The sequence below is a fragment of the Rahnella sp. PCH160 genome, from assembly GCF_047784855.1.
Classification (GTDB): Bacteria; Pseudomonadota; Gammaproteobacteria; order Enterobacterales; family Enterobacteriaceae; genus Rahnella.
Genome location: NZ_JBLOGT010000001.1, coordinates 78,648 through 92,018, shown reverse-complemented (window position 1 = coordinate 92,018; position 13,371 = coordinate 78,648). Strand labels below are relative to the sequence as shown.

Annotated in this window: 15 protein-coding genes; 1 reads left to right on the top strand and 14 read right to left on the bottom strand. The window is 53.6% G+C overall.

All coding sequences use genetic code 11. The annotated features are described in order from the left end of the window. Positions 1-377: 377 nt before the first annotated feature. The 6 genes from hemW to ACM5QY_RS00410 all read right to left on the bottom strand — a co-directional run bounded on the left by hemW (position 378) and on the right by ACM5QY_RS00410 (position 4,634). Positions 378-1,514, bottom strand: coding sequence for a radical SAM family heme chaperone HemW (hemW, locus tag ACM5QY_RS00435; RefSeq protein WP_416118757.1), 1,137 nt, complete (start codon positions 1,512-1,514; stop codon positions 378-380). Then, the gene (locus ACM5QY_RS00430; RefSeq protein WP_416118756.1) at positions 1,507-2,115 is read right to left on the bottom strand and encodes an XTP/dITP diphosphatase; all 609 of its coding nucleotides are present in this window, start codon (positions 2,113-2,115) and stop codon (positions 1,507-1,509) included. The genes hemW and ACM5QY_RS00430 overlap by 8 nt, the downstream gene beginning before the upstream one ends. Positions 2,116-2,148: 33 nt before the next feature. Further along, positions 2,149-2,454 (bottom strand): DUF167 family protein YggU, encoded by a 306-nt coding sequence (yggU, locus tag ACM5QY_RS00425; protein WP_416118755.1) that lies wholly within the window; start codon positions 2,452-2,454, stop codon positions 2,149-2,151. Continuing rightward, on the bottom strand, positions 2,439-2,993 hold the full coding sequence (locus ACM5QY_RS00420; RefSeq protein WP_416118754.1) for a YggT family protein: 555 nt from the start codon (positions 2,991-2,993) through the stop codon (positions 2,439-2,441). Before ACM5QY_RS00420 ends, yggU begins: the two co-directional genes overlap by 16 nt. A 21-nt stretch (positions 2,994-3,014) precedes the next feature. Further along, complete coding sequence (gene proC / locus ACM5QY_RS00415) at positions 3,015-3,836, bottom strand: pyrroline-5-carboxylate reductase (RefSeq protein WP_416118753.1); 822 nt, start codon at positions 3,834-3,836, stop codon at positions 3,015-3,017. A 78-nt stretch (positions 3,837-3,914) separates the two neighbouring features. Further along, positions 3,915-4,634, bottom strand: coding sequence for a YggS family pyridoxal phosphate-dependent enzyme (locus ACM5QY_RS00410; RefSeq protein WP_416118752.1), 720 nt, complete (start codon positions 4,632-4,634; stop codon positions 3,915-3,917). Positions 4,635-4,656: 22 nt separating this feature from the next. Between ACM5QY_RS00410 and ACM5QY_RS00405 the strand changes: the two genes are divergently transcribed. Continuing rightward, positions 4,657-5,679, top strand: a complete 1,023-nt coding sequence (locus ACM5QY_RS00405) for a type IV pilus twitching motility protein PilT (protein ID WP_416118751.1) — start codon at positions 4,657-4,659, stop codon at positions 5,677-5,679. Here ACM5QY_RS00405 and ruvX read toward each other — a convergent pair. The 8 genes from ruvX to metK form a co-directional block, all read right to left on the bottom strand. Continuing rightward, positions 5,670-6,098: a Holliday junction resolvase RuvX gene (ruvX, locus tag ACM5QY_RS00400; protein WP_416118750.1), complete on the bottom strand. Its 429-nt coding sequence runs from the start codon at positions 6,096-6,098 to the stop codon at positions 5,670-5,672. The two genes, ACM5QY_RS00405 and ruvX, sit on opposite strands and share 10 nt — an antisense overlap. Beyond that, on the bottom strand, positions 6,098-6,661 hold the full coding sequence (locus tag ACM5QY_RS00395) for a YqgE/AlgH family protein (protein WP_416118749.1): 564 nt from the start codon (positions 6,659-6,661) through the stop codon (positions 6,098-6,100). The genes ruvX and ACM5QY_RS00395 overlap by 1 nt, the downstream gene beginning before the upstream one ends. Before the next feature lie 126 nt (positions 6,662-6,787). Continuing rightward, positions 6,788-7,738: a glutathione synthase gene (gene gshB / locus ACM5QY_RS00390; RefSeq protein WP_416118748.1), complete on the bottom strand. Its 951-nt coding sequence runs from the start codon at positions 7,736-7,738 to the stop codon at positions 6,788-6,790. An 11-nt stretch (positions 7,739-7,749) separates the two neighbouring features. Beyond that, positions 7,750-8,481 carry a 16S rRNA (uracil(1498)-N(3))-methyltransferase gene (gene rsmE, locus ACM5QY_RS00385; protein ID WP_416118747.1) on the bottom strand — a complete coding sequence of 244 codons (732 nt, stop codon included), beginning with the start codon at positions 8,479-8,481 and terminating at the stop codon, positions 7,750-7,752. 99 nt (positions 8,482-8,580) lie between these two features. Then, positions 8,581-9,294 carry a deoxyribonuclease I gene (endA, locus tag ACM5QY_RS00380; RefSeq protein WP_416118746.1) on the bottom strand — a complete coding sequence of 238 codons (714 nt, stop codon included), beginning with the start codon at positions 9,292-9,294 and terminating at the stop codon, positions 8,581-8,583. A 93-nt stretch (positions 9,295-9,387) separates the two neighbouring features. Beyond that, the gene (locus tag ACM5QY_RS00375; protein ID WP_416122790.1) at positions 9,388-9,909 is read right to left on the bottom strand and encodes a SprT family zinc-dependent metalloprotease; all 522 of its coding nucleotides are present in this window, start codon (positions 9,907-9,909) and stop codon (positions 9,388-9,390) included. Positions 9,910-9,984: 75 nt separating this feature from the next. Continuing rightward, positions 9,985-11,379, bottom strand: coding sequence for a sugar porter family MFS transporter (locus ACM5QY_RS00370; RefSeq protein ID WP_416118745.1), 1,395 nt, complete (start codon positions 11,377-11,379; stop codon positions 9,985-9,987). A gap of 413 nt (positions 11,380-11,792) precedes the next feature. Continuing rightward, positions 11,793-12,947: a methionine adenosyltransferase gene (gene metK / locus ACM5QY_RS00365; RefSeq protein WP_104923205.1), complete on the bottom strand. Its 1,155-nt coding sequence runs from the start codon at positions 12,945-12,947 to the stop codon at positions 11,793-11,795. Between the last annotated feature and the right edge of the window lie 424 nt (positions 12,948-13,371).

Here is a 13,371-nt window from a genome sequence, read left to right as displayed (position 1 = left end):
ATAAATATTTCATGCGATACAATTAAGTTACGAAATGATATTTCAGGTGATAATATCCTGGCGGGACTAATTCGTTCGTTTAGCGACGGAACACCGGGCTCAGGGATTAGAACTGTCACACCGCGAAAGTCAGTACTCCAACAAATGCTGGCTATTTGCCACGTTATCCCGGCGTGATTTGGTGAAACGCGGTTTCTTCAGGAAACTGCAAATATGAAGAAGTGCATTTATGCGCTACTCATAGTGCTCGGTTCTATGATGACGTCTGGCGGAGATGGGTTGAACGTTAACGTTTCACATGTCAATTTCAGCGTCAATATAGGCCAGTACTGAGCACTTCAGGAGCCGCCCTTCTGGGCGGCTTTTTGCTATCCGATTTACTCACCCAAAAACAATTCCAGCAGTGAATTCAGGAACAGTTTGCCTTTGCGGGTGATCTGCCAGTGGGTTTCGGTTTCCAGCAGATATTCTTTGCTGATGGCTTCATCGAGCTGCGCGCGGATAACCGATTCATCCAGCCCGGTATACAACCCAAACTCTTCGCGCGGCGCGGCTTCAAGCAGACGGAAACGGTTCATGAAGAATTCAAACGGCAAATCTTCGGTTTCCACCGGATGCTGTTTGTCCATGTAACGTCCCTGCATATAACCACGCGGATGCTTGGTTTTGACCGTGCGCAGGATTTGCCCGTCGGGCTGTGTCAGCTTGCCGTGCGCACCGCAACCGATGCCGAGATAATCCCCGAAGCGCCAGTAGTTGAGATTGTGCTGGCACTGATAGCCGGGTTTTGCGTAGGCAGACGTTTCGTATTGCTGATAACCCGCGGCCGTCAGCAACTGATCGCCTTGCTCAAAGATATCCCACAGCGCGTCGTCATCCGGCAACGTTGGCGGACGCGAGGCATACAGCGTATTAGGCTCGATGGTCAGCTGATACCAGGACAAATGTGGCGGATTCAGTGCAATGGCCTGACGCAAATCGTCCAGCGCTTCTTCCAGCGTCTGATCCGGTAAACCGTGCATCAGATCCAGATTGAAGCTGCGCAGGTTAAGGCCGGTGGCCAGATGCGCGGCGCGTTTAGCTTCTTCCGGCCCGTGAATACGCCCCAGACGCTCCAGTTTCTGCGCATCGAAACTTTGTACACCAATCGAAATACGGTTCACACCGGCGCGCTGGTAAGCACTGAAGCGGTCGGCTTCGACGGTACCGGGGTTGGCTTCCATCGTGATTTCAGCCCCGGCATCAAGCGGCAAACGTGCCCGCACGCCGTCGAGCAGGTCTTGCATCGCTTTGCTGCTCAGCAGGCTTGGCGTTCCGCCGCCGATGAAAATCGTCCCTACGCTGCGATCGCCCACCAGATGCAGATCCGCATCCAGATCCGCCAGCACATGCGCGACATAATCGTCGTGCGGCACTTCACCCTTTAACGCGTGCGAGTTGAAATCGCAGTAGGGGCATTTTTGCACGCACCACGGAATATGAATGTAGAGACTCAGCGGCGGCAACTTACGCATTCTTCTGTACAGCCTCTTTCATCGCCGCCAGCAGCAGTTTCAGCGCCTGACCACGGTGCGACACCGCGCTTTTTTCTTCACGCGTCAGCTCTGCGGCTGTTTTGCCCAGTTCAGGAACGAAGAAAATCGGGTCGTAGCCAAAACCGCCTTCACCGGCTTGCGCAAACGCAATTTCACCCGGCCATCTGCCGTGGCACACCAGCGGCGTCGGGTCTTCTGCGTGGCGCATATAGACCAGAACACAATGGAATTGCGCGTTGCGCTGGCCCTGCGGCACGTCTTTTAACGCGACGAGCAGTTTGTCGAGATTTTGCTGATCGCTGGCGTCTCCACCGGCATAACGTGCGGAATAAATCCCCGGCGCGCCGCCCAGAAAATCAACGGCCAGGCCGGAGTCATCGGCCACAGCCGGTAAACCGGTTTCTGCCGCCGCGTGGCGGGCTTTAAGAATGGCGTTCTCAATGAACGTCAGGCCGGTTTCTTCAGCGGATTCAACGCCGAGTTCAGTTTGCGCGACGACGTCCAGCCCAAAGTCGGCCAGAAGATGTGCGAGCTCACGGACTTTACCGGCGTTGCCGGTAGCCAATACGACTTTTTGCATAAAATAACGTCCTGAAGACCATCTGAAATGAGTTTATTCAGCGAGCAGTACCGCGACCTCGGTCGGGATATTTTGCGGATTCGTAATGCGGACTTGTTTATGGCGGCCCAGCTCGCCCTTTTCAATGCTTATCTGACTTTTGGCGACTTTAAACTGTTTGGCGAGAAATTTCACCAGATGTGTGTTGGCCTGACCGTCCACGGGTGGCGCGGTGATGGCGACTTTGAATTCGTCGCCATGCAAACCGACCAGGCTGTCGCGGCTGGCTTTGGGCTGAATAATCAGCCGCAAAACCAGCGCATCGGACTGCCAGCTCACGGGAGTTACGGCAGTTGCCATAATGTCCCGATGTAATTTAAGTTCGCGAAGAAATTATCGAGAATATAAAGAATAATCACGATAATCATGCCTGAAAAATCGATGCCACCCAGCGCAGGTAAGATGCGGCGAATTGGTCCCATCAGCGGCTCGGTTAACTGCATCAGCAGGTAATCCATCGGGCCACGGCCTTGCGTCACCCAGCTCAGCAGGGAGCGGATAATCACGACCCAGAAAATCAGCGAGCCTGCGGTTTTGATTAACGAAACCAGACCTGCCAGCAAATTCACCAGGCTCAGTGAGATCCCGCCGCTGATAATCAGCTCCATCAGCGGGTATTTGAGCGTCAGCAGCAGGAACGCAATCAGCAATGATGCGCTGTCAACCGGCCCCAGCGGCGGGATCACCCGGCGAAGCGGGCGGATAACCGGCTGCGTCACTTTCACGACAAACTGGGATAACGGATTATAAAAGTCTGTTCGCGCCCACTGCATCCAGATGCGCAGCAGCAAAATCATTGCGTAAGTATTAATTACCATGACTAACAAATTGGTCAGCATAAATTGCCTTATCTAAGTATGTTAAAACTGTTTTTCCATTTCCTGTGCGCGGGTAATGGCGGCCTGCATGGCTTCGGAGACAATCTCCGGTAATTTACGATCGGTGAAAACTTTCAGTGCTTCAAACGTCGTGCCGCCTTTGGACGTCACATTCTCACGAAGTTGTGACAATGGCGTGTCTGGGTTGGCGGCGACCAGGGCGGTAGCCCCGCTTGCAGCCTGTTCGACCAGCATCCGCGCGGCTTCTGCACTAAAGCCTAAACGCTGCGCTTCGGCCTGCATCGCTTCCATAAACAGGAAGAAATACGCCGGCGCACTGCCTGCGGCAGCAATTATATGGTTGATGCCTTCTTCTGTATCGACCCAGCACACTTTGCCGACGGCGGTCACCAGTTGGCCGCTGTAATCGCGGTCAGCCTGAGAAACCTGTTCTGGCGCGAACAAACCGCTCATGCCTTTTCCGACCAGAGACGGCGTGTTAGGCATAATACGCACAATGTTCAGATTATCGCCCAGCAGCTCGCAGAAACGCGCCACGCTGACGCCTGCGGCAATCGACAGTACCAGCTTGCCGCTAAAATCCACGTCTTTTTGCAGTGCTTTACATACATCGGCCATCATTTGTGGTTTTACAGAAAGTACCACCACATCAGCGTCTTTTGCGCAGCCGCTGTTATCGCTGCTGCTTTTCACGCCATATTTTTCAGCCAGCGCGTCGCGGTGCGTGGTGGAAGGGGCACAAACGCTGACCAGATTTGCCGGATAGCCGCTTTCGACCAGACCCGCAATAATCGCGCCTGCCATGTTACCGGCGCCGATAAAACAGAGTTTACGATGTTGCATTGGTGCTCCTTGCTGTCAGAACAGGGGATAAGTTAGTCATTTATTGATGATTTAAAACAGTTTACTGCATCACGGCGGTTACGGTTTGGCGCTGTAATCGCGGGCACCGAAAATCGCCGTACCGATGCGCACCATCGTGCTGCCCGCCGCAATGGCTGCCGGCATATCGTCAGTCATGCCCATCGAAAGCGTATCCGCCTGCGGGCAAATGGCCTGCAATGTTTTCAGCGCGTCACGCATCTGGCTGAAAACCTCGAGCTGCCTTGCGTAATCAGTTTCTGCCGCCGGAATTGCCATCAGGCCGCGCAGATTCAGGTTAGGCATCGCCATGATTTGCGCCGCCAGCGCCGAGACATCTTCCAGCGCAATGCCGGATTTGCTGGCTTCATCGCTGATATTCACCTGAATTAAAACCTGCAATGGCGCCAGATCAGCCGGGCGTTGTTCATTGAGGCGTTGGGCGATTTTGAGGCGATCAATCGTATGGCACCAGTCGAAATTCTCGGCAACCAGACGGCTTTTGTTTGATTGCAATGGCCCGATGAAGTGCCAGGTGAGCGCAGGCTGATGCCCGGCAAAGTGGGCAATTTTATCCACGCCTTCCTGCACGTAGTTTTCACCGAAGGCAAACTGCCCGGCGGCGATAGCTTCTTCGACAGCGCTCGCAGGTTTCGTTTTGCTGACTGCAAGCAAAGCAACTTCTTCTGGAGACCTGCCGCAAAGCTGTGCAGCGGCTGCGATTTTTTCGCGGACATTCTGTAAGTTCTGCTCAATAGCGTTTTGCTGACTCAGGCTCATAAGGACTCGGGAGGATTTCAACATGGATATTGATGGATTAGTGGGGCGTAGTGTAAAGCAAAATGCCTCTGATCTGCACCTTTGTACCGGCTATCCGCCAATGTTACGCATTGATGGTGAATTATGCCGCTGTGAGGATCTGCCGGTGGTGAAGGCATCGACGATGCAGGAACTCAGCCTCCAGTGGCTGGATACCGCGCAACTTGCCTGTCTGCATCAGGCCGGACAGGTGGATAAAGCGCTCACGCTGGGCGCGGGCGTGAGGATGCGGCTCAACCTTTTTCAGCAATGGCACGGGCTTTCCGCGGCGCTGCGACCCATTCCGGCGCATTGCCCTGATCTGGTTACGCTTGACGCGCCTGACGTTTTGCAGCGACTCATTATGCAGGAAGACGGCTTGATTCTGGTCACCGGCGCGACAGGCAGCGGGAAATCCACCACGCTGGCGGCGCTGATTGATCATCTCAACCGGCAGACGGCGCGGCATATCATTACGCTTGAGGATCCTATTGAACTGATTCACATCAGCCAGCGTTGCCTGATCCAGCAGCGTGAACTGGGGCAGCATACGCGGTCTTTCGCTGAGGCCGTGCGCGGTGCCCTGCGTGAGGATCCGGATGTGTTGTTGCTGGGTGAACTGCGCGACACCGACAGCATCCGGCTGGCGCTGACCGCGGCAGAAACCGGGCATCTGGTGCTGGCGACCTTGCACACGCGCAATGCCACGCAGGCGATTGACCGGCTGGTCGATGTTTTTCCCGCAGAAGAAAAGGCGTTTGTGCGTGCACAGCTGGCAGGAAGTTTACGGGCGGTGATTGCCCAAAAGCTGGTGGTAACGAAAGCGACGGAGGAACAGCAGGGTGGAAGGGTGGCATTGTTTGAAGTGCTGACATCCACACCGGGCGTGGGCAATCTGATCCGTGAGGGGAAAACACATCAGCTGGCGGACGTGCTGCAAACCGGTGCACAGGCCGGAATGCAGACATTTGCGCAAAGCCGCCAGCAGCGGCAAAGCGCAGGGTTACTGGCTGCGGATCAGGACTGACTCCATTGTTTCTCGAACCAGCTTTCCAGAATGATGACTGCCGAAGCCGCGTCCACGCTGCCTTTATCCAGCGCGCGAAAACCGCCACGGTCAAACAAATCTGCGCGGGCTTCAACGGTGCTCAGGCGTTCGTCATGCAGCTCCACCTGAACGCCAAAACGGCCATGCAGACGGTTGGCAAACTTACGCGCACGTGCCGTCAGCGGCTGTTCGGTGCCGTCCATGTTCAGCGGCAGGCCAACCACGACCACATCCGGAAGCCATTCTTTCAGCAGCTTTTCGATCTTCTGCCAGTCCGGCGTGCCGTCCTGCGCTTTAAACGACGTCAGAGGCCGTGCTGTGCCGGTGACTTCCTGACCGATCGCAAGGCCGATGCTTTTGGTGCCGAAGTCGAAGGCGAAAACTGTACGGTTACCCATTATGCGTGCCCTGCGTGGGTGGCAAGCTGGCTGACATCCACGCCGATCATTTTCGCGGCTTCACGCCAGCGGTCTGCAATCGGTGTGTGGAACAGAATGTCGCTGCTCGCTTCAATGGTTAGCCATGAATTTTCCAGCAGTTCCCGTTCAAGCTGTCCCTGTTCCCAGGCTGCATACCCAAGTGCTACCAGCACATTTTTCGGCTGGTCAGGCGTGCCCAGCGTTTCGAGAACGTCTTTGGACGTGGTGATCATGGTGCAGTCTGAAATCCGGATACTGGAACCAAAACCTTCACGCGGCGTATGCAAAATAAAACCGCGATCGTCTGCCAGAGGGCCGCCGGAAAACACTGGACGGTCGAGGCGGATCGCCGGATCGCGTGGCTCAGGGCTGATATCGAGTTTATCGAGCATATTTTCGACGGTGAAATCTTCGACCAGTTTATTAATCACCAGACCCATTGCGCCGTCTTCATTATGTTCGCAGATATACACGACCGAACGTTTGAACTGGGGTTCGTCCAGTCCGGGCATCGCAATAAGAAAGTGATGTTGTAGATTCATGGTATGTAGGATGTTTAACCTCAAAATAGAAACAAAATCAGACAAGCCAGTTTATTACGGCAGCGTCATCTAAAAAAGCGGGCTACCCGGCAGTGCGGATAACCCGTTAATGACGGTATTTCGTGATTAGCGTGCAGCCAGACGCTTTTCGATAGCGTCCATCAGCATACCGGTGATGGAAATCGGGAATGCTGCTTCGATTTCACGCGCACAGGTCGGGCTGGTGACGTTAATTTCGGTCAGGCGATCACCGATGATATCCAGACCGACAAAAATCAGGCCTTTTTGCTTGAGGATCGGCGCAACGGTGCGGGCAATCGCCCAGTCGCTTTCACTTAGCGGACGTGCTTCACCGCGGCCACCGGCAGCCAGATTGCCACGGGTTTCGCCCTGCGCAGGAATACGCGCCAGGCAGTAAGGCACCGGCTCACCGTCGACAACCAGAACGCGTTTGTCACCGTCTTTAATGGCAGGCAGATAGTTCTGCGCCATACAGAAACGGCTGCCGTGTTCGGTCAGCGTTTCGATGACAACAGAAACGTTCGCGTCTTCCGGTTTCAGGCGGAAGATTGATGCGCCGCCCATGCCGTCGAGCGGCTTGAGGATCACATCGGTATGTTCTTTATGGAACGCTTTTAACTGAGCTGAGTTGCGTGTCACCAGCGTGTCCGGCGTCAGTTCGGGGAACCAGGCAGTGAACAGCTTTTCGTTACAGTCGCGCAGGCTCTGCGGTTTGTTGACGATCAGCGTGCCTTTTTCTTCAGCGCGTTCAAGGATGTAAGTGGCATAAATGAATTCCGTATCGAATGGCGGATCTTTACGCATCAGGATCACGTCGAGTTCCTGCAGGGCGATATCCTGTTCGGTGCCGAATTCATACCAGCCGTCGTAATCTTGCTTCACGTTGAGCTTTTTGGTGGTTGCACGGCCTTCGCCGCCACGCAGATACAGGGAATTCATTTCCATGTAATGCAGCTCGTAGCCACGACTCTGCGCTTCGAGCAACATCGCGAAACTGGTGTCTTTTTTAATGTTGATGGATGAAATCGGGTCCATCACGATGCCAAGCTTGATCATTTGGTCTCCTCTTAACCCAGATCGCCGAAACGAACCTGTAAGGCCGTTATCGCGGTGAGTGCTGTAGTTTCTGTACGCAGAACACGGGGTCCCAGCAGGATATCAGTAAATCCGTAGCCGGAGGTCATTGCAATTTCGTCGGCGGATAAACCGCCTTCCGGGCCGATCAGCAGGCGAACATGATTCACCGGCAGCGGCAGGGTATTGATACTGTGGCTGGCGCGCGGGTGCAGATTCAGCTTCAGGCTGTCGTCCTGCTCGGCAGACCAGGCTTCAAGCTGCATGACCGGACGAATTTCCGGAATACGGTTGCGGCCGCACTGCTCGCAGGCGGCAATGGCGATTTTTTGCCACTGCTGCAATTTCTTTTCCAGCCGTTCGCCGTCAAGTTTCACGCCACAGCGTTCGGAAAACAGCGGCGTAATGGTATTCACGCCCAGTTCAATGGATTTCTGAATAGTGAATTCCATTTTCTCGCCGCGTGAAATCACCTGGCCGAGATGCAAATTCAGCGGGGATTCATTGTCTGACAGCACACCGTCGCCCAGGCTGACGCGCACATTTTTCTTATCCACCTGCGTAATGCTGGCGTCGAAGACGTGATTACTGCCGTCAAATAACTGAATGACCTGACCAGGTTGCATGCGCAGAACGCGCCCGACGTGATTCGCGGCATCTTCACTGAGCGCAATTTCGCTGTGCGCGGTTAACGGTTCAGGGTGATAAATGCGGGGTATGCGCATGTGAGGCTGCTGTCCTTAAAGTCTTGAGAGGGGTTATTTTGGCGACATTAGTCCGCATTGTCGCGAACTAATGTGCTCTGACGATGAGTTAATACTAAGTTAGCTTTTTCTTTGTGCGCAAGCCTGCTGAACGTACGGATTATGATTTCCCTGCACATTCGCAATGCGGTTGTCGCGTTCGCATTCCCTGGCGGTGACCGGATACTGGCGATCCCAGGCGGTAAACAGCTGAGTCTGCTGGCGGGACAGATTGAGTTTGTACTGGTCGCGCATGTAGAAATAGGTGCGGGCGATGGCGCCACGCGCCCGGGCTGGCGGCTCGGCGGCTTTGGCTTTGAAGTCGATTTTCATCTCGCACTTCCCGTACTGGCCTTCACCACCATTCCACTGGCTGTACATGAAGTTGTTGCGGTCGCCGTTCACCTCGCCGATGGCCGGTTCAAGGTTATGCAAATCCGTTTCAATCTGACGGTAGTCTGCGCTTTTCGCACAGTTTTTGCGTCCGCCATCCTGCCAGCATTGCATCTGGTGGCCGAACTGCCATGCAGGCACGACGTGTTCCCATTCAATCCGGTTGGCGCGCTGTGCACTTTTGCGGACTTCATAGCCGCAGGATTTCAGATCAGGCGTGCCTTTTTTTCCCTGCCAGCTGATGTTACAGCCGCAGTAGAACGTCGGCGCGCCCTGATTGATTTTGACCGCTGCCGCTTTGGCCTGGGTGAAATTATTGATGGCGTTGCCGGACTGGCTGAAGGCGCTCAGCGGTGCCAGAATGCCGATAAACAGAAAGGATAAAAGTGTTTTATGAAACATATTTCCGAATAACCCGAGTGTAAAAGGTCGCAAGGTTAACGGATGCGAAGCGGTGTGACAATCAGACAATATAGCTATTTAGTGTTTGAAAAATCAGCAATTAGTGGAGCCTTTAGCGTTAAACTGTAACAGTTCGCCACAATGACGGCAGCGGTATTCTGACTCTTTGCGCATCACTTTATTGTGGCGACGAACCGTCAGATGATGGTCACGGCAGGCGCACAGATACGGGTAGGTTTTGCTCTGCACCGACACCACTTCGAACTTGTGCGTCCGGCTGGCGGAAACGCCCAGTACATGTTCCATTATCCAGCGCCATTCTTTGCCGTGCGGAGCGGGCGCCCGCCCGAAACGCCGGTATACCAGTAAATGCGCCAGCTCGTGGGGAACCACTTCATCAATAAATGGTTGCTGGTTTTCCATCAGTAAAACGGGATTAAGACGGATTTGCCAGTGCTGGAGGTACGCGCTGCCCGCGCTGGTGCCGCGTTGCTGATAAGTGATTTCCGGCTCCGTGTAATCGGTGCCAAAAAACTGATTTGCCATCTGGAGTTTTTCCCGCAAGCAGCGCATGACGGCTTGTTGCAGGGCGATGGGGAGACGTGAGGTTTTCATCTGGCGAAGGATAAATCTGCGGGAAGCGAGATGCAATATTGAATTCCTCCCCTTTGCAGGGGAGGAATGGCGTGCTTACTTACCGATGTCGCGCAGTGCTTCGCCTTTCATCAGGTTGCGTTCGATGTGTTCCAGGGACACGTTCTTGGTCTCAGGGATCAGCGCAATGGTGATGAAAATGAATACAACGTTCAGCGCCGCGTACACCCAGAAGGTGTTGGCGTTGCCGAGGCTGTCGAGCATGGTCAGGAAGGTTGCGCCCACGATCATGTTGGCAATCCAGTTGGTCGTGGTGGACACGGTGATACCGAAATCACGGCCTTTCAGCGGCTGGATTTCAGAACACAGCACCCAAATCAGCGGACCGGCACTCATCGCAAAACCTACGATGAACATCAGCAGCATCGCGATAGAGAAGTATTTCGCGGCATCTGATTCCACACCAATGTGCAGCATCGTACCGAGGATGCCCATACCGACGGCCATGACCAGGAAGCCCAGTTTCAGCGTAGGTTTACGGCCCCAGCGGTCAACCAGACCAATGGCGATGAAGGTCGCCAGAACGTTCACCAGTCCGACAATTACCGTGCCCCACATCTGCTGAGAGGTGCTGGCGAAACCGGCGATGCCGAAGATTTTCGGTGCGTAATACATGATGACGTTCATACCGGTGAACTGTTGCATCACCTGCAGCAGGATGCCGAGATAAACCGCACGACGGAAGTTTTTGTTGTTGGTGAACAAACCCCAGCCGCTTTGTTTTACTTTCAGGCTTTCACGGATTTCATCCAGCTCGTGTTTCGCCTGTTCGCTGGAATCGCGCAGTTTTTCCAGAACGCGACGCGCTTTGCCGTCGTCACCGCGTGCAGCCAGCCAGCGCGGGCTGTCCGGCAGGAAGAACACGCCAACCAGCAGCAGCAGTGCCGGGATCGTGATCACACCCAGCATCCAGCGCCATGCGCCGGTGTAGCTAAACGCAGTATCTGAGAGGTACGCCGCCAGAATACCTATGGTGATCATCAGCTGATACATGGAAATCATGCTGCCGCGAATTTTCTCCGGCGCGATTTCAGACAGGTAGATTGGCGCAGTGTAAGAGGCCACGCCGACTGCCAGGCCCAGCAGAACGCGGGCAATAATCAGGATTTCCGTGTTTGGCGCGAAGGCGGAGCACAGGGAACCGGCAACGAACAGGATCGCGCCAATCATCAGGCTGTATTTACGGCCAATGCGGAAGTTCATCCAGCCACTGCCGAGAGCACCGACGGCGGCACCAAACATCATGGAGCTGACCACCCATTCCTGCTGGTGGCTGGTAATTTGAAAATCATGGCTGATAAACGGAAGGGCACCAGCGATGACGCCGATATCTAAACCGAACAGCAGTCCGGCCAGCGCAGCGAGAAAACACACAAAGAAAGTCACGCTTTTGTTCGAGCGTTTTCCTTTGGTTGAAGTTGAGTTGTTCATCCGGTCTCCAAAATAATGCAATCGTTTTGAGTTTGTAATAATGCTTAGGCTGTTATGTTATTTACCCTGCGCACAGCTTAACGTGAGCCCGGTCACAGTGTTGTAATCGTTTACACTAATAGGTGTTATCGGGAATGTTGTTCGGTAAGGGTTTCAAAGAGATATGCAGCAGGGAAGGGGCTTTCATGCAAAGTAATAGCCCATAAATTGATTTATATCAATCAAAATTATGTGACACATTTTTAATCATTAAAATAATATATTAATTTATAACAAGTTATTGTCTGTAACCGCTTTCATTGGCACTCAAAAATCAGACTCCATCCCTATTTCTTCTCCCCTCATTCCCAAAATCCGGGCAATAAAAAACCCCGCCGCAAGGGCAGGGCTTGGTGCAGAACAGTCTGAAAAACTTATTTAAGACCGGCCGCTTCGCGTAACTGAGCCGCTTTGTCGGTTTTTTCCCAAGGGAAATGTTCACGACCAAAGTGACCGTATGCCGCGGTTTCTTTGTAGATCGGGTGCAGCAGATCCATCATCTGAATCAGACCGTATGGACGCAGATCGAAGAACTCGCGAACCAGCAGGGTCAGTTGTTCGTTAGAAACTTTACCGGTACCGAAGGTTTCCACCATGATGGACGTCGGTTCCGCCACGCCAATCGCGTATGACACCTGGATTTCACAACGGTCAGCCAGACCAGCAGCCACGATGTTTTTCGCAACATAACGTGCAGCGTAAGCGGCAGAACGGTCAACTTTAGACGGATCTTTACCTGAGAATGCACCGCCGCCGTGACGCGCCATCCCGCCGTAGGTATCCACGATGATTTTACGTCCGGTCAGACCGCAGTCGCCCATCGGGCCACCGATAACGAAACGGCCTGTCGGGTTGATGTGGTATTTGGTGCCGGCGTTCAGCCATTCTGCTGGCAGTACAGGTTTGATGATTTCTTCCATCACCGCTTCCTGCAGATCTTTCAGCGCAATGTCTTCTGAATGCTGAGTGGACAGTACTACCGCATCGATGCCGACGATTTTGCCTTCGTCATACTGGAAAGTGACCTGGCTTTTCGCATCAGGACGCAGCCATGGCAGGGTGCCTGATTTGCGAACTTCAGCCTGACGCTGCACCAGACGGTGTGCGTAAGTGATCGGCGCTGGCATCAGTACGCTGGTTTCGTTGGTGGCATAACCAAACATCAGGCCCTGGTCGCCCGCGCCTTGTTCCAGCGGGTCAGTACGGTCAACGCCCTGATTGATATCCGGAGATTGCTTACCAATAGCGCTCAGAACGGCACAAGAATTGGCATCGAAACCCATGTCAGAATGGATATAGCCAATTTCGCGAACGGTCTGACGCGTGATTTCTTCAACGTCGACCCATGCGCTGGTGGTGATTTCACCGCCAACCAGAACCATGCCGGTTTTGACATAAGTTTCACATGCAACACGTGCTTTCGGGTCTTGCTCTAAAATTGCGTCCAGCACTGCGTCAGAAATTTGGTCTGCAATTTTATCAGGATGTCCTTCTGAAACAGATTCGGATGTGAAGAGGTGTTTAGCCATTATGTTCTTTACCTTACATACGACGGGTGAGATATCACTGCATAGCACCGGGGAGACGGGCAGATGATGAGCATCGCTCGTCATTGTCACAATGCGTCCTGCATGTCCCCATTAGGCAAAGCCTTAAAGCAGTTTGCGCATTAATCCCTAAAATTGCTACGGACGGATTAACATCTGGACGGCTATTTTAGGATAGCATCTGTGCTGAAAGCCAGTCATTTTTGTGACGAACATGGCGTTATTGTGCGGGTTTGCAGTGATATTCACGCTTAGAAACAATCCGGACGTCATTTTCATTTTGCAATTTCAGCAGGTTGCCGGTATAAACGGCGCGCGCTGTACACATTTCTAGAGGCCGTAGAATCCAGCGTATCCCAGTGATTACTGTTTTCTCAGCTCGAATGCCCGCGGGTGATGCGTGGCA